The organism is Caenimonas sedimenti, assembly GCF_007833165.1.
GTDB lineage: Bacteria > Pseudomonadota > Gammaproteobacteria > Burkholderiales > Burkholderiaceae_C > Ramlibacter > Ramlibacter sedimenti.
The window spans coordinates 115,831-133,788 of the sequence record NZ_VOBQ01000015.1 but is presented as its reverse complement, the minus strand read 5'-3'; the positions used below and the strand labels follow the sequence as shown (position 1 = coordinate 133,788).

The 17,958-nt window shown below is 69.6% G+C and carries 21 protein-coding genes; 13 read left to right on the top strand and 8 right to left on the bottom strand.

Translation table 11 applies throughout. The features are described from left to right. Positions 1-27: 27 nt before the first annotated feature. Positions 28-678, top strand: coding sequence for an RraA family protein (locus FN976_RS19475; RefSeq protein ID WP_145894726.1), 651 nt, complete (start codon positions 28-30; stop codon positions 676-678). Between the two features lie 60 nt (positions 679-738). Here FN976_RS19475 and FN976_RS19470 read toward each other — a convergent pair whose 3' ends face one another. The 4 genes from FN976_RS19470 to FN976_RS19455 form a co-directional block, all read right to left on the bottom strand. After that, positions 739-2,088, bottom strand: coding sequence for an ATP-binding protein (locus FN976_RS19470; protein WP_145894725.1), 1,350 nt, complete (start codon positions 2,086-2,088; stop codon positions 739-741). After that, a complete protein-coding gene (locus FN976_RS19465; RefSeq protein ID WP_145894724.1) occupies positions 2,085-2,756 on the bottom strand; it encodes a response regulator transcription factor in 672 nt (223 codons plus the stop codon). Before FN976_RS19465 ends, FN976_RS19470 begins: the two co-directional genes overlap by 4 nt. A 20-nt stretch (positions 2,757-2,776) precedes the next feature. Beyond that, positions 2,777-3,019 (bottom strand): PepSY domain-containing protein, encoded by a 243-nt coding sequence (locus FN976_RS19460; protein ID WP_145894723.1) that lies wholly within the window; start codon positions 3,017-3,019, stop codon positions 2,777-2,779. 76 nt (positions 3,020-3,095) lie between these two features. Beyond that, positions 3,096-3,902 (bottom strand): hypothetical protein, encoded by an 807-nt coding sequence (locus tag FN976_RS19455; protein ID WP_145894722.1) that lies wholly within the window; start codon positions 3,900-3,902, stop codon positions 3,096-3,098. A 183-nt stretch (positions 3,903-4,085) separates the two neighbouring features. Between FN976_RS19455 and FN976_RS19450 the strand changes: the two genes are divergently transcribed. Both FN976_RS19450 and FN976_RS19445 read left to right on the top strand, forming a co-directional pair. Continuing rightward, on the top strand, positions 4,086-5,681 hold the full coding sequence (locus tag FN976_RS19450; protein WP_145894721.1) for a methyl-accepting chemotaxis protein: 1,596 nt from the start codon (positions 4,086-4,088) through the stop codon (positions 5,679-5,681). Between the two features lie 10 nt (positions 5,682-5,691). Next, positions 5,692-6,114 carry a VOC family protein gene (locus FN976_RS19445; protein WP_145894720.1) on the top strand — a complete coding sequence of 141 codons (423 nt, stop codon included), beginning with the start codon at positions 5,692-5,694 and terminating at the stop codon, positions 6,112-6,114. Position 6,115: 1 nt separating this feature from the next. On the opposite strand, the gene ylqF is transcribed toward FN976_RS19445, so the two are convergent. Next, complete coding sequence (gene ylqF, locus FN976_RS19440; RefSeq protein WP_145894719.1) at positions 6,116-7,045, bottom strand: ribosome biogenesis GTPase YlqF; 930 nt, start codon at positions 7,043-7,045, stop codon at positions 6,116-6,118. Positions 7,046-7,120: 75 nt separating this feature from the next. On the opposite strand from ylqF, the gene FN976_RS19435 reads away from it, so the two are divergent. Together FN976_RS19435 and FN976_RS19430 are read left to right on the top strand one after the other, a co-directional pair. Next, entirely contained in the window at positions 7,121-7,735 is a 615-nt protein-coding gene (locus FN976_RS19435) for a DUF938 domain-containing protein (RefSeq protein ID WP_145894718.1), read from the top strand. A gap of 130 nt (positions 7,736-7,865) precedes the next feature. Further along, entirely contained in the window at positions 7,866-8,324 is a 459-nt protein-coding gene (locus tag FN976_RS19430) for an RcnB family protein (RefSeq protein WP_145894717.1), read from the top strand. 8 nt (positions 8,325-8,332) lie between these two features. On the opposite strand, the gene FN976_RS19425 is transcribed toward FN976_RS19430, so the two are convergent. Together FN976_RS19425 and FN976_RS19420 are read right to left on the bottom strand one after the other, a co-directional pair. Further along, on the bottom strand, positions 8,333-9,232 hold the full coding sequence (locus FN976_RS19425; protein ID WP_145894716.1) for a LysR family transcriptional regulator: 900 nt from the start codon (positions 9,230-9,232) through the stop codon (positions 8,333-8,335). After that, positions 9,229-10,224 carry a helix-turn-helix transcriptional regulator gene (locus tag FN976_RS19420; RefSeq protein ID WP_145894715.1) on the bottom strand — a complete coding sequence of 332 codons (996 nt, stop codon included), beginning with the start codon at positions 10,222-10,224 and terminating at the stop codon, positions 9,229-9,231. Before FN976_RS19420 ends, FN976_RS19425 begins: the two co-directional genes overlap by 4 nt. Positions 10,225-10,310: 86 nt before the next feature. Here FN976_RS19420 and FN976_RS19415 point away from each other — a divergent pair, with 86 nt between their 5' ends. The 6 genes from FN976_RS19415 to FN976_RS19390 all read left to right on the top strand — a co-directional run bounded on the left by FN976_RS19415 (position 10,311) and on the right by FN976_RS19390 (position 15,288). Further along, positions 10,311-10,934: a LysE family translocator gene (locus FN976_RS19415; protein WP_145894714.1), complete on the top strand. Its 624-nt coding sequence runs from the start codon at positions 10,311-10,313 to the stop codon at positions 10,932-10,934. Between the two features lie 88 nt (positions 10,935-11,022). Then, the gene (locus tag FN976_RS19410) at positions 11,023-11,988 is read left to right on the top strand and encodes a Bug family tripartite tricarboxylate transporter substrate binding protein (RefSeq protein ID WP_145894713.1); all 966 of its coding nucleotides are present in this window, start codon (positions 11,023-11,025) and stop codon (positions 11,986-11,988) included. Next, a complete protein-coding gene (locus FN976_RS19405; RefSeq protein ID WP_145894712.1) occupies positions 11,985-12,917 on the top strand; it encodes an NAD(P)-dependent oxidoreductase in 933 nt (310 codons plus the stop codon). Before FN976_RS19410 ends, FN976_RS19405 begins: the two co-directional genes overlap by 4 nt. Then, positions 12,839-14,068, top strand: coding sequence for an alpha-hydroxy acid oxidase (locus FN976_RS19400; protein WP_432417878.1), 1,230 nt, complete (start codon positions 12,839-12,841; stop codon positions 14,066-14,068). The genes FN976_RS19405 and FN976_RS19400 overlap by 79 nt, the downstream gene beginning before the upstream one ends. Continuing rightward, complete coding sequence (locus FN976_RS19395) at positions 14,065-14,742, top strand: RraA family protein (RefSeq protein ID WP_145894711.1); 678 nt, start codon at positions 14,065-14,067, stop codon at positions 14,740-14,742. Before FN976_RS19400 ends, FN976_RS19395 begins: the two co-directional genes overlap by 4 nt. A 15-nt stretch (positions 14,743-14,757) precedes the next feature. Then, complete coding sequence (locus FN976_RS19390; protein ID WP_145894710.1) at positions 14,758-15,288, top strand: hypothetical protein; 531 nt, start codon at positions 14,758-14,760, stop codon at positions 15,286-15,288. 13 nt (positions 15,289-15,301) lie between these two features. On the opposite strand, the gene FN976_RS19385 is transcribed toward FN976_RS19390, so the two are convergent. Further along, the gene (locus tag FN976_RS19385; RefSeq protein ID WP_145894709.1) at positions 15,302-16,471 is read right to left on the bottom strand and encodes a pyridoxal-phosphate-dependent aminotransferase family protein; all 1,170 of its coding nucleotides are present in this window, start codon (positions 16,469-16,471) and stop codon (positions 15,302-15,304) included. 69 nt (positions 16,472-16,540) lie between these two features. On the opposite strand from FN976_RS19385, the gene FN976_RS19380 reads away from it, so the two are divergent. Further along, complete coding sequence (locus FN976_RS19380) at positions 16,541-17,389, top strand: PA4780 family RIO1-like protein kinase (protein ID WP_145894708.1); 849 nt, start codon at positions 16,541-16,543, stop codon at positions 17,387-17,389. A 92-nt stretch (positions 17,390-17,481) separates the two neighbouring features. Beyond that, complete coding sequence (locus tag FN976_RS19375; protein WP_186511011.1) at positions 17,482-17,883, top strand: cell envelope biogenesis protein TolA; 402 nt, start codon at positions 17,482-17,484, stop codon at positions 17,881-17,883. Positions 17,884-17,958: the final 75 nt, after the last annotated feature.

The window sequence follows — 17,958 nt, the reverse complement described above, 5'->3', positions numbered from 1 at the left end:
TCCGAACCTCCCCGGAAAGCCCAGCCCATGCAAGACCCCATCACCGGCCGCCTCGCCAATTGCTACACCGGCGTCGTGCACGACGTGATGCGCGCGATGGGCCTGCGCGACTTCACCTTCCCCGCGGAATTGCGGCCGCTCATGCCGGAAAAGCGGATGGCCGGCCCGGCCTTCACCATCGACGGCAAGGTCGATCCGCGCTCCGACCCGCACGAGACGCTGCTCGCCTGGACCGGCCTGCTGTCGCAGGCGCCGGCCGGCCACATCTGGACCTGCCAGCCCAACGACCGCGTCGTCGCGCACATGGGCGAACTCTCGGCCGAGACACTCAAGAACAAGGGCGTGCTCGGCTGCGTGGCGGATGGCTACGTGCGCGACGTCGACTTCCTGCTGGCCATGGGCTTCCAGACCTGGTCGCGCGGGTTCACGCCGCGCGACATCGTGGGCTACTGGTTGCCGCGCGCCGTGAACGTGGACATCCGCATCGGCGACGTGATCGTGGCGCCCGGCGATTACCTGGTCGGTGACCGTGACGGCATGGTGCGCGTTCCACGCGCGATCGCCGAAGACGTGGTGGCCAAAGCGGAAGCGGCAATCACCACCGAGAACAAGGTGCGCACGGCGATCCTGGCCGGCGTCGATCCGCAGCGGGCTTACCTGGAGTTCGGGAAGTTCTGAGGACTGGCGATCGGGACTTGCTGGGCCTGGATTCCTGCCTTCGCAGGAATGACGGTTGCCTCACGCCAGCGGCAGCACGATCTCCACCCGCCCGCCTCCCAGCGGGCCCCGGCTCAATGTCAGCCGGCCGTGATGGCTGGCCACCAGGTCGCTCACGATCGCCAGCCCGACCCCGTGCCCCGGCACGCGCTCGTCCATGCGCACGTGCATCTGCAACACCGACTCGGTGTCGGTGAAGCCCGGGCCATCGTCGTCCACGCGCAGCACCAGGCCTTCGCGCGTGCGCTCCGCGCTCGCCGCCACGCGGTGCTTCGCCCACTTGGCGGCGTTGTCCATGAGGTTGCCGAGGATCTCGAACAGGTCGCCTTCGTCGATGCGCCAGCTCAGTCCGGCTGGGCAATCCGCGGTGAACGCCAGCGACTTCTCCGCATACACCTTCGCCAGTGCGTCGCGCACCCGGGCGAGCACGGGCGCCACTTGCACCGGCGGCGCGAAGCGCGAGGCGCCACCCGCCCGCGCGCGGCCCAACTGATGCTGCACGATTTCGTCCATGCGCGCCACCTGCTGCTCCACGGCCGCCGGCAGCTGCGCGGGCTGCTGCAATGCGTTGCGCAGCACGGCCAGCGGCGTTTTGAGGCTGTGCGCGAGGAAGCTCAGGGCCTCCTTCTGGCGTTCCTGGCGCGCACGCTCCTGCAGGATCAGCGCGTTCAGCCCATCGGTGAGCCCGGAAATCTCGGTGGGGTAGCTGCCCTCGATGCGATGTTGCGCCCCGCTTTCGATGCGGCCGATCTCCGCCGACACGCGGCCGAGCGGCGCCAGGCCCCAGCGCAGCAGCAGCAGTTGCGCCAGCAACAGCAACACGCCCGCCCCACCCAGCCAGGCCCACAGCGTGCGCGAGAAGGTGGCGATCTCGCGGTCGAACGCGGCGCTGTCTTCCACCACCGAAAGCACCAGCGGCACGGCCTGCCGCCCGACCGCCCAGCGCACGGCGTAGCTCACCGCCAGGTAGTTGCGGCCGCCCTGCGCCAGCAGCTCGTTGCGCCATTGGCCCGTCTCCACCCCGTCCTGCCGCAGCGGCGGCTGCAGACCCAGGCTGGACGGGGAGCGCCACTGCTCGCGTTGGAGCCCGTTGTAGACGCCGGCGTACAGGCCCGACTGCGGCAATGAAAGCCGCGGCTCCGCGAATTCGCCGGGCATCTGCAAGGCGCCGGCGGCGTCCAGCTCCGCCCGCGCGAGCAGCAGGTACACCGTGCTTTGCAAGCGCGCATAGTGCGCGTCGCGCACGCTGTCGGCATGGGCGCGCTGCACGGCCACGCCCGCACCCGCCATGAAGGCCAGCAGCACCAGCGCGGCGCCGAGCAGCAGGCGGGCGCGGATGGAATAGCCCGCGGCCGCCGGCTCGGCGCTCATTGCAGGGTGAAGCGGTAGCCGCGTCCGCGCACGGTTTCGATCGGGCTCAGCGTGCCTTCGGGGTCGAGCTTGCGGCGCAGGCGGCCGATCAGCACTTCCAGCACGTTGCTGTCGCGGTCTTCGCCGTGCGGATAGAGATAGTCCGCCAGCTCCTGCTTGGGCACGATGCGCTCGCGCTCGCGGACCAGGAACTCGAGCAGGCGATATTCGTAGGCGGTCAGCTCCAGCGCTTCGCCGTTCAGCCGCACCACCTGCGCACCGACCTCGATGGCGATGGGCCCGAACGTCATCACGTCGCCCGTGGCCTTGAGCGAGCGGCGCAGGAGCGCCTTCACGCGGGCCGCCAGCTCCGGGTAGTCGAAGGGCTTGACGACGTAGTCGTCGGCGCCGGCTTCCAGGCCGGCCACCTTGTCCTGCCAGGTGCCGCGCGCCGTGAGGATCAGGAGCGGAATGTCGCGCCCTTCGGCGCGCAGCCGCTGCACGATGGTGAGGCCGTTCAGCTTGGGCAGGCCCAGGTCGACGATGGCCAGGTCGAGCGGGTATTCGCGTGCGTAGAACAGGCCTTCGTCGCCATCCTTGGCCTGGTCGACACGGTAGCCATCGGCCTCGAGCTGCCGGGCCAGGCCTTCCCGCAACGCGGTGTCGTCTTCGATGAGCAGCAGCCGCATGCGCGTGGAGGCCTCCGCGGCTACTGCACCTGGCCGCTGTCGGCGTCGACGAGGAACACGCGCACGTCGCCATTCTTCGTCACGACCTTGACGCGCCAGACGCTGCGCCCATTGGCATCCGCCCTGTCCACCGACAACACGCGGCCACCCGACTCGCGCTGGGCGGCGGCCGCGGCCTGGTCGCGGTTGACGGCGGCCGCGGCGGGCAGCAGGGCCGCGGCCAGCAAGGCGGCGGCGAGCAGTCGGGTGAAGGGGAGGGTCATCGCTGGTCCAGATGGTAACGCCGGAGGGAAATCGAACCGGCGGGTGCAGACCGCACCCGCCGGAACCTGTCACCGCTTAGCGGTTGCGCCCTTCACCGTCGCCACGGCCGTTGCCGCCGCGGCCGCGGTCGACCACGTCGAAGCTCCAGCTGGTCCGGGTCGCATTGCCGGCGCGGTCGCGCACCGAGAGTTCGGCCACGTGGCGGCCGTCCCGCAGGTCGTCCCGGAAGCGGACCTCGTCGCCTTCGAAGCGGATGCGCTTGCTCACGTCACGCCCGTCGACGCGCAGCACCACGGTCGATCGGTCGATGCCGGAGCCTTCATCCTTCACCGTGGCGGAGATCTCCGTGCGTCCACGTTCGCGGACGCGGTCGCCATTGGACGGCGTCAGGTCCGTGATCTGCGGCGGGCGCTCGTCGCGCGGGCGATTGTCCCCACCGGCGAATTCGCGGTCGTTGACGATGTCGACCTTGGCGCTCATCCGGCGGCCGTTCTTCTCGAGCGAGGCCGTGGCGTTCGCGAATGCATCACGATTGTCGTCGCGCCGCACCACGTACGTGGTCAGATAGACGCCGGGGCGCGATTCCGTCATGACGACGTTGCGCATCACGCCGGGAACGTCCACCGTGGCCCGGCCGCCGGGGGTCCCGATCAGGCGATAGCGCACTTCCTCGCCAGGCTGGATGCGGCCTTCCTGGCGCAGCACGAAGCGTTCGATGGCCAGGCTTTGGCTGGGCGCCACGATGGCTTTGCCGCCGAAAGTGGCCTGCACGTGGACGATGCCGCGGTCGATGACGACCGCCGGCTGCGCGGCGATCGCGGCGCCCAGCGGGGCCAGCAGGGCCAGGGCGACAGCGACTTGGGTACGGACAGTGGATTTCATGCTTCACCTCACAAGGTTGGTTGATGTGAGAGTGAGCTTAGGCCCCGGTGGGTGAATGGAAGCTGAACGGAGCTCTGCCGTGTTTGAAACAAAGTGATTCAGACCCTGCGGCCGAGCTGCCCGCAGCATCAGCCGCTCGCCCACTGTTGACTTGCTTGGGCGATTCTCCCGTAGCATCACACGGTGAGATCCTTCTTCGCCCCCGCTTTCTGGCTCTATGCGCGCATCGGCCTGCCGGCCGGCATGACGCTGTCGGCCATCCTGTTCCTCGTCCCCACGGCGCTCGCCCTCACCGGTGTCCTCGGCCCTTCGGCGACCTGGGCCGCCGCGCTCGTGCTGTGCCCGCTGGCCTGCTACTTCCTGGCGGCTGTCCGCCTGTACCGCTCGCGCGGCATCGGCAGCCTGGTCCAGCTCATGGAGCGCATCGCCAGCGGCGAGCTGGTGACCGAAAGCGCCCAGTCGGCCCAGGCGGGGCAAGGTGCCGACATCGTGCGGTTGCACGATGCCATCATGCAGATGAACCGCAGCCTGGCCGGGATCGTCAAGCAGGTCACGGCGAGCGCCGAAGCCATTTCCATGGGCGCCCGCACCATCGCCGAAGGGAATTCGCAGTTGTCGGAGCGGACGCATTCGCAGGCGGCGTCGCTGGAGGAGACCGCCTCGGGCATGGAGCAGCTGGCGGCCTTCGCCCGACAGAACGCCGAGCATTGCACGCGCGCCAACGACCTGGCCGCCGATTCGGGCCAGGTGGCCGTGAAGGCCGCATCCAGCATGCAGCAGATGGCCGCGACCATGCGGCAGATCGACAGCAGCGCGCGGCAGGTGAGCGAAATCCTGGCCACCGTGGAGGGCATCGCTTTCCAGACCAACATCCTCGCGCTCAACGCCGCGGTGGAGGCCGCGCGCGCCGGCGAACATGGCCGCGGCTTCGCGGTGGTGGCGAGCGAGGTGCGCGCGCTGGCGCAGCGCAGCGCGCAGGCCGCGCGCGAGATCAAGGACATCATCGGCCACTCCGCCGAGAGCGTGCAGAAGGGCCGCGGCCTGGTGGACGCGACCGAGCGCACGATGACGGACGTGGTGGCCAGCGCGAAAGAGGTCACGCAGGTGCTGGCGGCCATCGCGCAATCGTCGCGCCAGCAAAGCGGCAGCGTGGAGGAGATCAACCGCGCCATCGTCGCCATCGATGCCGCCACGCAGCAGAACGCGGCGCTGGTGGAGGAGGCCGCGAGTGCCACGGAGGATTTCCAGCGCGAATCGGCGCAGCTGGTGCGGGCCATCGGTCGCTTCAAGACCGACCGCGCCGAGGACCGCGCACGGGCGGTCGCGCTGGTGAAGTCCGGCGTGCGCCACATGCGCAAGGTGGGGCTGGAGCGTGCCTGCCGCGACTTCATGGATCCGCGCGGTGGCTTCGTCCAGGGCGAGGACTACCTGTTCGTCGTCGACATGCAGTGCCGGCGCCTTGCGTTCCCGCCCGACCCATCCACCGTCGGCCAGAGCGACTGGAACCTGCAGGATGCCGACGGCAACTACCTGTCGCGGCAGAACGTGGAGATCGCGCGCACGGCCGGCTCGGGCTGGAACGATTTCCGGGTGCCGAACCCGGTCAGCGGGCGGGTGGAGCCGAAATCGGCCTATGTCGAGCGCGTGGACGAGGCCGTGATCGGCTGCGGCATCTACCGGCGCGATGAAGCGGCACCTGCCCCGCTGGCCGTGGCGCGTCCGGCGGTGATCCCCCGCGCGCAGCCTGCCGTCCGGCTTTCCTCGAGCACACGCCGTTGACGCCCGAGGCATGAAGCCCCGCATCAGCCTCATCACCCTTGGCGTCGACGATCTCGAGGCCGCGGTGCGCTTCTACCGCGACGGGCTGGGCCTGGCCACCGAGGGGATCATCGGCCGGGAGTTCGAGCATGGCGCGGTGTGCTTCTTCGAACTTCAAGGCGGTCTGCGTCTGGGGCTCTGGCCACGCGCCAGCATCGCCTTCGACAGTGGCCTACCGCAGCAGCCGCGCAGTGCCACCGAGTTCACGATCGCGCACAACGTGAACTCGGCGCACGAGGTCGACGGCGTGCTCGCGCAGGTCCAGGCGGCGGGCGGCGAGATCGTCAAGGCCGGGCACGAGACCACCTGGGGCGGCTACTCCAGCTACTTCAAGGACCCGGATGGGCACCTATGGGAGGTGGCCTGGAACCCGGCGTGGCAGCAGCCGGACTGAACTAGCCGTCGTCGGTCTTCCTGCCCTTGCCTTTGCGAGCGGCCTTCTTCGCCAGACGCTCCGCATCGAGCTGCTGCCCCTCGGCCAGCCACCGCGCGAACTCTTCCGGCGTCTCGAGCGTGATGCGCCCGAGCGTCATCCCGCGAAACTCCTGGATGACGATCTCCGCGGCCTTCTGCGTGTTGATGCGGCCCTTGGCCAGCAGCGCGCCGCGCTGGCGGCCCACGGCTTCCAGCACTTCCTCGTCCTGCATCTGCGCCACGCCGGTGAGCTTGAAGCGCGCCTCCAGCAGCGGCGCGTAGTGCCGCCGGAGATAGTCGAGAAGCTCCAGCGCCACTTCTTCCTCGTCGTAGGCGTTGCGTCCGACCGCACCGCTCGCCGCCAGGTTGAAACCGCTCTTGGCCACGATGATGCGCGGCCACAGCAGCCCCGGCGTGTCGTACAGATAGAAGTCGTCGGCCAGCGTGATCCGCTGCTCCAGCTTGGTGATGCCGGCTTCATCGGCCGTCTTCGCATGGCGCTTGTTCGACAGCGCGTTGATCAACGTCGACTTGCCGGCATTGGGCACGCCGCAGATCAGCACCCGCATCGGCTTGGCCAGGCCGCCGCGCCCGGGTGCGAGTGCATGGCAGGCGGGCACCAGCTGCTGTGCCGCGCCTGCGGCGTTGGCCTGCAAAGGGATGGCGCGGGTGCCAGGGATGGCGTTGTAGTGGTCCTGCCATTGCTGCGTGCGGACCGGGTCGGCCATGTCCTGCTTGTTCAGGATCTTGAGTGTGGGCTTGTGCCCGGTCATCTCGGCCAGCAGCGGGTTGGCGCTGGAGCCGGGCAGGCGCGCATCGAGCACCTCGATGACGACGTCGATCTCCTTCACGCGCTCGGCGATGGCCTTGCGCGTCAGGTTCATGTGCCCGGGAAACCACTGGATGGCCATGGCCGTGTTGCTTTTGCTTGCTGGGGATACGGGCGCCACTCTAACCTTTGCGGCCGCAGGCAGCAGAATGGCCCCGTGCCCTCCGTCCCCCACAGCGCCGCCGCCGACCGCAACAAGCAGCCGATCCTCGACGTGCTGCGCACGCTGTTGCCGGCCCGCGGAACGGCTCTGGAGATCGCCGCGGGCACGGGCCAGCATGCGGCCTGGTTCGCGGCCGCGTTACCCGGCTGGACCTGGCAACCGACCGACGCCGATCCGCAAATCCTGTCCACCATCGCCGCCTGGACGTCGCAGGACGGGCTGGGCAATGTGCGCCAGCCCTTGCTGCTGGATGTCCTGGACGCCGAATGGCCCTCGCGAGGCTTGCCGTTCGCCGAACGCTTCGACGCGATCTATTGCTGCAACATGCTGCACATCGCGCCCTGGGCCACATGCGCCGCGCTGATGCGGGGCGCCGCACGCCATCTCACGCCCCGCGGGCTGCTGCTGACCTACGGGCCTTACCTCGAGGACGGCGTGGCCACGGCGCCGGGCAACCTCGACTTCGATGCCAGCCTGCGTGAGCGCAATCCCGCATGGGGCCTGCGCCGGCGGGAGGATGTGGAGGCACAGGCCCGGCAAGCTGGTCTGGCATTGCGGGCGAGGCACCCAATGCCGGCCAACAACCTGCTGCTGGTTTTCGGGTTCTGAGAGCCCTGTAGGACAACCGCGCTTCGTGCGCCCGACGCCCGCAGTTTACAAAGCATGCACACGGCGGAACCCCGGCCGACACGAATCCGGGGGACCATGGACCTTCACCCATCAACAGGGAGTGCGACTCATGACATCCAGAACCCCCAGAACCATCGTCTGCGCGCTGATCGCGGCTTCGCTCGGCTTCAGCTCGCTGTCCTTCGCGCAAGGCCGCGATCGTGGCGACAATGACCGCCAGGGCCAGCACCAGCGTGGCGACCGCGCTGACCGCGGCGACCGTGATGGCCGCGGCGACGACCGCCGCGGCTACCAGCGCGGCGACAACGACCGCCGTGGCGACCATCGCGGCGACCGCGGCTACGACCGCCGCGCCGACCACTACCACTACGGCGCGCGTGGCCCGGAATGGCGGCGTGGCGGCCATGTGCCCCACCAGTACCGTCACCGCCAGTACGTGGTGAACGACTGGCGCGGCCACCACCTGCATGCGCCGCCGCGCGGCCACCAGTGGGTGCAAGTGGGCGGCGACTACGTGCTGATGGCCATCGCCACCGGCCTCATCGTCAACCTGATGCTGGCCCAGTAGGCCGGCGCTCACCACAAGGGGCTGGGCTTGGTGAAATCCACCGTCCCGGCCACCGCTTCGCGCATCCGCTTCAGCAACGGCCGGCCGTCATCCCGGCGCCACTGGAAGGTGTACTGCAGGGGCGGCAGGGCCGGCTTGCTCTTCAGCTCCACCACAGCCTGGCGCTCCGCCATCTGCCGCAACCAGCCGTTCGGGAAGAGGCCGATGCCCACGCCCGCGGCGATCAGGCTGGCGACGGCGGCCAGGTTGTTGCAGGTGAGGCGCCGCCCGGCCTCGAGGTTGTTCACGGCCAACCAGTGCTCCAGCATGCGCGTGGGCCCGGCCGCCGCCGGCATGGTGATGAGCGGTGTTTCCTGCAGCAGGCTCGCGGTCACCGAGCGCTGCCGGCCGACCAGCGCCGGCGACGCCGCCCACGAGAAGCGGACTTCGGCGATGGCGTCGCTGGCGATGCCGGCCCTTTGCGAATAGCCGGCGACCACCGCGAAGTCGAGCTCGCCGCTTTCCAGGCGCTGCTCCAGCGCCGCCCCCAGGTCCACGTAGGGTTCCAGCACCAGCTCCGGGTATTGCGCCCGCACCAGGGCCACCAGGTCGGGCAACCACGTCAGGGCGGCGAGTTCACCGACGCCGAAGCGGCAATGGCCCTGCAGGCCACCGCCGGGCGCGCCCAGCGAACGCATCTCGTCGGCCAGGCCCAGCATCCGGCGCGCCAGCGGCAGCAGTTGCTGCCCGGCTTCCGTCAACACGGCGCGGTGCCCGCTGCGGTCGAACAGCGTCTGGCGCAACTGGCCCTCCAGTTCGGTGATGCGCTTGGACAGCGACGACTGCGAGACATGCAGCCGCGCCGCCGCCACCCCGAAGCTGGCGGAACTGGCCGCCCAGTAGAAAGCCTCCAGCTGCTTGAGGGTCATGGGCGCTTTCTAACACCTGGCGCCCGCGCGGGCCCATAGAGCTTGCGGGCCGCCTCCAGCCGCCCGACGATCGCGGCACGCAGTTTCGCCGGCCCCAGCACTTCGACCTCCGGGGCCAAGCGCAGCATCTGGCCCGCCGCGTGCTCGGTGGATTCGATCGGAACGCGCAGGACGGTGCGGCCGTCCTTTCTGCGGGAGGGCTTGGCGGCGGCCACGGCCCGCGCTTGCGCCGCGCCCAGCCGGCGCAGCTGCGCCAGCCCGCCTTCGGTGGCGGCGACTTCCGCCTCGCCCGTGAACAGCTCGGTCTCGAATCGCCGCACGGCGGCACGCCAGTACGCCGGCAGGTCGAAGTTGCGCGGGCGCGCGACAGCGGCCTCCAGCACTTCCGCCTGCAACATGTTGGACACGCGGTAGGTGCGCGGCTCGCCTTCGCGCGCAGCCACCAGGTACCACACGCCTGCTTTCAACACCAGGCCCAGCGGATGGACCACGCGGCTGGCCGTTTTCGCCCAGCTTTCGTAGGCCATGGAAAGCTGCCGCTCTTCCCAAACCGCCTGCGACACGGCAGCCAGATGCGGCAAGGCGTCGGCCTCGCGGTACCAGTCGATCGGGTCCAGGTGGAAGCGCGAGCTGATGCGCCCGGCGCTGCCCTGCATCTGCGGCGGCAGCGAGGCCATCACCTTGAGCTGGGCGCTCTTCACGTGCGCGCCCAGCCCCAGGTCGGCCGCCGGACCGGCCAGGCCGCTGAGGAACACGGCCTCGGCTTCGGACGGCGTCAGGCCGGTCAAGGTCGTCTTCCAGCCAGGCAGCAGGGCGAAGCCGCCATGGCGGCCGCGCTCGGCGAACACCGGCACGCCGGCGGCGGAGAGCTCGTCGATGTCGCGGTGCAGCGTCCGCACCGACACCTCCAGCGCGCCGGCCAGCGCCGTGGCGCTCATGCGGCCGCGGGTTTCCAGCAGCATCTGGATGGACAGCAGGCGGCTCGCACGCATGGAAACCAGTCTAGCTTCAAATCATGCCGCCAGCTGTCATGTATAGGCCCGCAGACTGCACACCTTCAAGTTTCTGGAGGTGTGTCATGGATCCCTTGTGGTTGTTCGCGCTCTTCGTCCTGGGCATCATCGTCGTGCCCGGCATGGACATGGCGTTCGTGCTTTCCAGCGCGCTGGTCGATGGGCGCCGCGCCGGCCTGGCGGCCGTGGGCGGCACCATCGCCGGCGGCATGGTGCACGTGGCGATGAGCTCGGTCGGCATCGGCCTGCTGCTGCAGCTGTTCCCGGCCGCCTTCAACGCCATGCTGTTCGCCGGGGCGCTCTACGTGGGGTACATGGGCTGGATGCTCTGGCGCCATCCCGCCACGCTGGGCGAAGTGCGCGAGGGGGTCACACGCTCGCTCGGCCAGACCTTCACGCGCGCGCTCGTCACCTGCCTGCTCAACCCCAAGGCCTACATCTTCATGCTGGCGGTGTTCCCGCAGTTCATCCGCCCGGACCGCGGGCCGGTGCTCGAACAGGCCATCGTGCTCGGCGCCATCATCGCGGTGACGCAGGGGCTGGTCTATGGCGCCGTGGCGCTGGGTGCGGCGGGCTTGCGGGCGGGACTGGGCCGCAGCCAGGCGCGGCAGGAACGGCTGGCGCGTGCCGTCGCGGTGCTCCTGATGGGAACGGCCACGTGGACCTTGTGGCAGAGCTGGGCTTGGTAGCTTCTTCACCAAAAGCGAACAAGCGCGTTCGCTATTTATCACTTTTGGAGAACGGGCTCCGGCCGGACAATCCCGCGCAGGAGACCCCATGAAGACCACGCCACACCCCCTGACCCGCCGCCGCTTCGGCGCCCTGGGACTCGCCACGCTCGCCGCCCCCACCTGGGCGCAGGCGGGCTGGGAACCCACGCAGCCCATCACCATCCTCGTGGGCTTCGCGCCCGGCGGTTCGGCCGACCAGATCGCGCGGCAGCTGTCTTTCGCGGCCAAGAGCATCATCTCCGTGCCGGTGCTGGTGGTGAACAAGGTGGGCGCGGCGGGCGCCATCGCGGCGCAGGCCACCGCCGAGGCCAAGCCCGACGGCTACACGCTGTTCGTGGGCGGCGGCAGCGAGAGCACGTCGGTCGGCCACTTCAAGCCGCTGCCTTACGACCCGCGCAAATCGTTCACGCCCGTGATCAAGGTATCCCGTGCGCCCAGCATCCTCGCCGTGCGGGCGGATTCGAAGTTCGCCGACATGAAAGCGCTGCTGGCCGAGGCGAAGCAGGCGCCCGAAAAGGTGTCCTACGGCTCCACCGGCGAAGGCGGCATCTTCCACGCCACGGCGCTGGTGCTGGAGAAGCAGAGCGGCATCAAGCTGCTGCACGTGCCGTACAAGGGCGCCGCCGATTCGATGACCGCCTTGCTGGGCGGCCAGGTCGACTCCGCCTTCGGCGCCTACGAGGAGATGAAGGCCATGATCGACGCTGGCAAGGTGCGTCCGCTGGCGCTGTTCTCGCGCTCGCGCCTGCCCGGGTTGCCCAACGTGCCGACCATGACGGAGATCGGCGTCCCCGTCGCCCTGGACAACATGAAAGGCCTGATGGGTCCCGCCGGCCTGCCCGCGCCAGTGCAGCGCTACCTGCACGACGCCTTCCGCAAGGCCATGCAGACCGACGCCTGGAAGGACTACGTCGCCAAGTCCGGCCTGACGCAGGACTACGCCGAAGGCCCGGCCTTCCAGAAGGAAGTGTCGGAGGCATACGACCTGATCGGCAAGGCGATCGCCAAATGAAGGTGCCTGAGCCCTTCGGCCCCGAAAGCCGCATCGGCTTCGCCGGCCTCGGTGTGATGGGCGGCGGCATGGCGCATTGCCTGCTGCGCAAGGGCATCCGTCGCCTGCAGGTGTTCGCGCGCCAGCCGGCGGCGGCTCAGCCTTTCGTGGCCGCTGGCGCACAAGCTGTCGCACCCTTGTCCGCTCTCGGGCGGGATTGCGAGCTGGTGTTCCTCAGCCTGCCCGACGCCGCTGCGGTGGAAGAGGTGTTGTTCGGCGCCGACGGGCTCGCTGCGGCGTTGCAGCCGGGCAGCGTCGTCGTGGACACGAGCACCATCGCCGCGAGTTCCGCCCGCACCTTCGGCGACCGGCTGCGAGCGCAAGGCGTGTGGCTGCTCGATGCGCCGGTCAGCGGTGGCCAGCAAGGCGCCGCCGACGGCACGCTCGGCTGCATGGTCGGCGGCCCGGCCGAAGTGGTGGATGCCTGCCGCGAAGTCATGGGCGCGTTCTGCAAGACGATCACGCACGTGGGCGACCCCGGTGCCGGCCAGACCGTGAAGGCCTGCAACCAGGTCGCCGTGGCCGGCGCGCTGCTAGGCGTGGCGGATGCCGTCGCATTGGCCAAGGCGCAGGGCGTGGACCCCGCCGTCATGCGCGACGTCCTGCTGGGCGGCACGGCCCGCAGCTTCTCGTTGGAGAAGCACGGGCCGCGCATCATCGGCCATTCGTACACGCCGGGCTTTCGCGCCCGCCTGATGCGCAAGGACTTGCGGCTGGCGCTGGACACCGCGCGGGCCACCGGCGCCGCGCTGCCCACGGCGGAACTCGCCGAACGCCTGCTCGATGCCATGTGCGAAGCCGGCCGCGCCGACTGGGACTGGTGCGCGCTCGCGCTGGAAGTGCAGCGTCTCGGCGGCATGCCCATCCCGGCGACGAAAGAACCGGCTTGATCCTGTGCCTGGATGATTTCGAGGCGGCGGCGCGGCGCCACCTGCCCTGGCCGATCTTCCAGTACGTGGCGGGCGCGGCGGAGACGGGCTGTTCGTTCAGGGCCAACCGCGACCAGTTCACTGACCACGCTTTCGTGCCGCGCACGCTGGTGGACGTGAGCCGGCGGGACCTCGGCGTCACGCTGTTCGGCAAGCGCTTCGACGCGCCCTTCGGCATCGCGCCCATGGGGCTGCAAGCCATCGTGGCCCATCGCGGGGACGTGGTGTTGGCGCAGGCCGCGGCGCGCGAGAACATCCCGTTCGTGATGAGTGGCTCCTCCCTGATCCGCCTGGAAGAGGTCGCGCCGGCGAATCCGGATGCCTGGTTCCAGGCTTACCTGCCGGGCGACGACGAGGCCATCGCGGCGCTGCTGCTGCGCGTGCAGGTCGCGGGCTTCCGCACGCTCGTCGTCACGCTGGACACGGCGGCGGCGGCGAATCGCGAGAACAACGTGCGCGCCGGCTTCACCATTCCCGTGCGGCCCGGTCCGCGGCTCGCCTTGCAGGGCCTGACGCATCCGCGCTGGCTGTGCGGCACTTTCCTGCGCACCCTGCTGCAGCACGGCCTGCCGCACTTCGAGAACAGCTATGCCCACCGCGGCGCACCGGTGCTGTCGCCGAACGTCGAGCGCGACATGTCGGACCGCGGTCACCTGAACTGGCGCCACCTGCGCATGATCCGTGACCAGTGGCCAGGCCCGCTGGTGGTCAAGGGCGTGCTCGATGCGCGCGACGCCCGGCAGGCGGTGGAAGCGGGCGCCGACGGCATCATCGTCTCCAACCATGGCGGGCGCCAGCTCGATGGCGCTGTGGCACCGCTGCGCGTGCTGCCGCAGATCGTCGCGGCCTGCCCCGGCGTCCCCATCATGCTCGACAGCGGCGTGCGCCGCGGCAGCGACGTGCTGAAGGCGCTGGCGCTGGGCGCGCAGTTCGTGTTCGTCGGCCGCCCCTTCAGCTTCGCGGCGGCCGTTGGCGGCGAAGCCGGTGTGCGCCAGGGCATCGCCTTGCTGAAGGCCGAGGTCTCGCGCAACATGGCGCTGCTCGGCGTCACCCGTCTCGAAGAACTCGATTCCAGCTACCTCGTCTCCCACCCACCAGGATTCCATTCATGATCGGACTGCAGATCCTCGCGCGCCGACAGTGCATCGCCGCCAGCCACGTCGAGGCGTTCCGCGCCATCCCCGTCGCCAACGTCAGCGACTGCATGGCACGCATGACGGCCGCCGGCCCCCGGTTGCGGCCCATGCACAAGGGCGGCAAGCTCGCCGGCCCCGCGCTGACGGTGAAGGCGCGTCCCGGCGACAACCTGATGATCCACAAGGCGCTGGACATGGCGGTGCCAGGCGACGTGATCGTCGTGGACGGCGGCGGCGACCTCACCACCGCGCTGATCGGCGAGTTGATGACCACCTATGCCATCAGCCGCGGTGTCGCCGGCTTCGTGATCAACGGCGCGATCCGCGACCTGGACGTGATCAGCGGCGGAAACTTCCCCGTCTACGCCGCCGGCGTCACCCACCGCGGGCCGTACAAGGATGGCCCGGGCGAAGTCAACGTGCCCATCGCCATCGACGGCATGGTGATCCATCCCGGCGACCTGGTCCTGGGCGATGCCGACGGCGTGCTGTGCGTGCCGGTCGCGGATGCCGAGGCCGTGCTGGCTGCGGCGCGCGCCAAAGTGGCGGCCGAGGTCAAGACCATCCAGGACATTGCAGCCGGCCAGCTGGACACGTCGTGGGTGGAGGCGGCGCTGAAGCGCATCGGCTGCGACCCGACGCCGCGGTAGCCCCGACAATGGGGGATGGCCTTCACCGTCTCCTCCGCCTCGCGCCGCCTGGTCATGGCCGTGCTGCTGAGCCTGGCGACGGTGGGCGCGATCATCCGCTACTTCGCGCCCAACCCGTCGACCCTGCGCGACGTCGGCACCCTGCTGCTGGTGCTCTGGCTCCCCGCGGTCGGCAACTTCGTCGCCTACCTGATCCGCAAGGTGCCGCGCGGCGCGCCACCGCCGCTGGATTTCGATGAAGGCAGCGTCTTCACCGCGCAGTTGACGGCGCAAGTGGAGTCGGTACCGGTGCCGGCGGGCTTCGCCGCATCCGTCTCGGACACCGGCGGGCGCTGTACGCTGGTCGTCGGCCGCCGGGGCTTCAGCGCGCGCTTGGCGGAGCCGCTGGCCAGCGTGCTCGCCCGCGCGGACAACCCATCGCTGCCGATCGAGCTGCTGCGGCCCGCCGCGGGGTTGCCCCACCTGGCACCCGGCACCGATTTCCACGTGCTGCTCGGCAACCAGGCGGTGGCCAAAGGCCGCGTGGTCAGCCACACGCGGCCCTGACCGCGCCTTTTTTTCAGGCGTGCTGGGCGGTGCGCGACGGCGCCGCTGCCGCAGTGACGCCGATGCGGTCCAGGGCACCGCGCAACTGGTCGACCGTGCGGTCCACGTTGTGCCACTTCTCCAGCCCGAACAGTCCCACGCGGAAGGTCTTGAAGTCACTGCCTTCGTCGCACTGCAGCGGCACGCCGGCGGCGGTCTGCAGGCCCTCGCCCAGGAATTTCTTGCCGGACTGGATGTCGGGATCCGTCGTGTAGCTCACCACCACGCCGGGCGCCTTGAAACGCTCGGCGGCCACGCTGGGCAGGCCGCGGCTCTCGAACAGCGCGCGCACCTTGCGGCCCAGGTCTTCCTGCTCGGCGCGCACCTTGGCGAAGCCGTAGGCCCGCGTCTCCTGCATGGTTTCGCGCAAGCGCGTCAGGGCATCGGTCGGCATGGTGGCGTGGTACATGTGCGCGCCGCCTTCGTACGCCTCCATGATCTGCAGCCACTTCTTCAGGTCGCAGGCGAAGCTGCTGCTGGTGGTGCCGTCGATGGCGGCGCGGGCGCGCTCGCTCAGCACCACCATCGCGCAGCAGGGCGAGCTGCTCCAGCCCTTCTGCGGCGCGGAGATCAGCACGTCGACGCTGCACGCCTGCATGTCCACCCACATGGCGCCCGATGCGATGCAGTCCAGCACGAACAGGCCGCCCACTTCATGCACGGCGTCGCCGACGGCGCGCAGGTAGTCGTCGGGCAGGATCATCCCGGAGGCGGTTTCCACGTGCGGCGCGAACACCACCGCGGGCTTCCTGTCGCGGATGGCGGCCGTCACTTCGGCGATGGGAGCGGGAATCCACGCCGCGGCCGGGCCGCTGCCCACCTTGCGCGCCTTGAGCACCGTGGACGACGCGGGGATGTTCCCCATGTCGAAGATCTGCGTCCAGCGGTAGCTGAACCAGCCGTTGCGGATCACCAGCACGTCCTTCCCGCCGGCGAACTGCCGAGCCACGGCCTCCATGCCGAAGGTGCCGCTGCCGGGCACCAGCACCGACGAATGGCCGCGGTAGACCTCCTTCAGGATGGCGGAGATGTCGCGCATCACCCCCTGGAAGCTGCGCGACATGTGATTGAGCGCGCGGTCGGTGTAGACCACGGAGAATTCGAGCAGGCCGTCAGGGTCGACGTGGGGCAGGAGTCCGGGCATGGCGTTCTTTTCGAGGAATGCGGAGGGAACAGCCAGCTTAGCACCGGCACAAAGCCCGACAATGCGTCAATGAGAACCCCGCCCCGCCTGCAGCCCCTGGTCGATGAAGGGCTGGTCGACAGCGTCGTGCGGCAACTGATGAGCGGCAAGGAAGCGCTGGCGTACGTGGTGCGCTGTGGTGACGAGACGCGCTGCGCCAAGATCTACAAGGAAGCCAACAACCGCAGCTTCCGCCAGGCCGTCGACTACACCGAGAACCGCAAGGTGAAGAACACCCGCCAGGCGCGCGCCATGGCCAAGGGCACGAAGTTCGGCCGCCAGGCCCAGGAAGCCGCCTGGCAAAGCGCCGAGGTGGACGCGCTCTACCGCCTGGCCCACGCCGGCGTGCGCGTGCCGACGCCCTACAACTTCCACGAAGGCGTGCTGTTGATGGAACTGATCACCGACGCACACGGTGACGCCGCACCGCGCATCAACGACGTGCCGCTCACGGCCGAACAGGCGCGCGCGCACCATGCCACGCTGCTGCTGCAGGTGGTGCGCATGCTGTGCGCGGGCATCGTGCATGGCGACCTGTCGGAATTCAACGTGCTGCTGGGCGAGGACGGCCCGGTGATCATCGACCTGCCCCAGGCCGTGGACGCCGCCGGCAACAACCACGCCCAGCGCATCCTGCTGCGCGACGTGGCGAACCTGCGCGGCTTCTTCGGCGGCTTCGCGCCGGAATTGTTGCAAATGGACTTCGGCCCCGAGATCTGGGACTTGTACCAACGGGGGCTGCTGACCCCGGAAACGCCGCTGACCGGTGTATTCCGGAAACAGGAGGGCCAGGTGGACCTGGGAGGCGTGCTGCGCGAAATCGACGACGCGCGGGCGGAGGAGGCCGCCCGGAGGCTGCGGATGCTGGCGCCCGGATAGTGACGCGGTCAACCCGGCCGGGCCATGGGGCGTTGTAGGTCCAGGCTGGGCATGCTGCCCGGCCGCCCCTCCACTTTTCCTACCCTTGCCCCATGACCAAACTCTTCGCCGTCCTGCTGGCCGCCTTCCTGGCCGCCCCCGCCTTTGCCGCCTCGCACGCGGGCGCCCCGATGGCCGGTGCCTCCGCCCCGGCCGCCAAGGCCGAAATGAAGGCTGACGACAAGGCTGCCAAGGCCCAGGCCGATGCCGACAAGAAGAAGGCCAAGGCGGAAGCCAAGGCCACCAAGGACAAGGCCGACGCCGAGAAGAAGAAGGCCGACGCCGACGCGAAGGCTGCCAAGAAGAAGGCCGATGCCGAAGCCAAGGCTGCGAAGAAGAAGGCCGACGCCGACGCGAAGGCTATGAAGACGAGCAAGAAGGCCGACGCCGAAGCCACCAAGGACAAGGCTGTCGCCGCCGCCGACGCCAAGAAGGACGCTGCCGCCAAGAAGTAATTCCGGCTGGCCGTTTCGTGGAATGCCCGCTTCGGCGGGCATTTTGCTTTTGGTCTTGCTCCCTCTCCCTCTGGG

What these genes read in the sequence shown, in the direction of transcription:
- FN976_RS19390 (WP_145894710.1), top strand. Translation starts at nt 14,758, where the DNA reads ATGGCCTTCACCGTCTCCTCCGCCTCGCGCCGCCTGGTCATGGCCGTG.
- FN976_RS19425 (WP_145894716.1), bottom strand. Translation starts at nt 9,232, where the DNA reads ATGACCCTCAAGCAGCTGGAGGCTTTCTACTGGGCGGCCAGTTCCGCC.
- FN976_RS19475 (WP_145894726.1), top strand. Translation starts at nt 28, where the DNA reads ATGCAAGACCCCATCACCGGCCGCCTCGCCAATTGCTACACCGGCGTC.
- FN976_RS19430 (WP_145894717.1), top strand. Translation starts at nt 7,866, where the DNA reads ATGACATCCAGAACCCCCAGAACCATCGTCTGCGCGCTGATCGCGGCT.
- ylqF (WP_145894719.1), bottom strand. Translation starts at nt 7,045, where the DNA reads ATGGCCATCCAGTGGTTTCCCGGGCACATGAACCTGACGCGCAAGGCC.
- FN976_RS19455 (WP_145894722.1), bottom strand. Translation starts at nt 3,902, where the DNA reads ATGAAATCCACTGTCCGTACCCAAGTCGCTGTCGCCCTGGCCCTGCTG.
- FN976_RS19395 (WP_145894711.1), top strand. Translation starts at nt 14,065, where the DNA reads ATGATCGGACTGCAGATCCTCGCGCGCCGACAGTGCATCGCCGCCAGC.
- FN976_RS19420 (WP_145894715.1), bottom strand. Translation starts at nt 10,224, where the DNA reads ATGCGTGCGAGCCGCCTGCTGTCCATCCAGATGCTGCTGGAAACCCGC.
- FN976_RS19410 (WP_145894713.1), top strand. Translation starts at nt 11,023, where the DNA reads ATGAAGACCACGCCACACCCCCTGACCCGCCGCCGCTTCGGCGCCCTG.
- FN976_RS19470 (WP_145894725.1), bottom strand. Translation starts at nt 2,088, where the DNA reads ATGAGCGCCGAGCCGGCGGCCGCGGGCTATTCCATCCGCGCCCGCCTG.
- FN976_RS19380 (WP_145894708.1), top strand. Translation starts at nt 16,541, where the DNA reads ATGAGAACCCCGCCCCGCCTGCAGCCCCTGGTCGATGAAGGGCTGGTC.
- FN976_RS19375 (WP_186511011.1), top strand. Translation starts at nt 17,482, where the DNA reads ATGACCAAACTCTTCGCCGTCCTGCTGGCCGCCTTCCTGGCCGCCCCC.
- FN976_RS19465 (WP_145894724.1), bottom strand. Translation starts at nt 2,756, where the DNA reads ATGCGGCTGCTGCTCATCGAAGACGACACCGCGTTGCGGGAAGGCCTG.
- FN976_RS19405 (WP_145894712.1), top strand. Translation starts at nt 11,985, where the DNA reads ATGAAGGTGCCTGAGCCCTTCGGCCCCGAAAGCCGCATCGGCTTCGCC.
- FN976_RS19445 (WP_145894720.1), top strand. Translation starts at nt 5,692, where the DNA reads ATGAAGCCCCGCATCAGCCTCATCACCCTTGGCGTCGACGATCTCGAG.
- FN976_RS19385 (WP_145894709.1), bottom strand. Translation starts at nt 16,471, where the DNA reads ATGCCCGGACTCCTGCCCCACGTCGACCCTGACGGCCTGCTCGAATTC.
- FN976_RS19415 (WP_145894714.1), top strand. Translation starts at nt 10,311, where the DNA reads ATGGATCCCTTGTGGTTGTTCGCGCTCTTCGTCCTGGGCATCATCGTC.
- FN976_RS19460 (WP_145894723.1), bottom strand. Translation starts at nt 3,019, where the DNA reads ATGACCCTCCCCTTCACCCGACTGCTCGCCGCCGCCTTGCTGGCCGCG.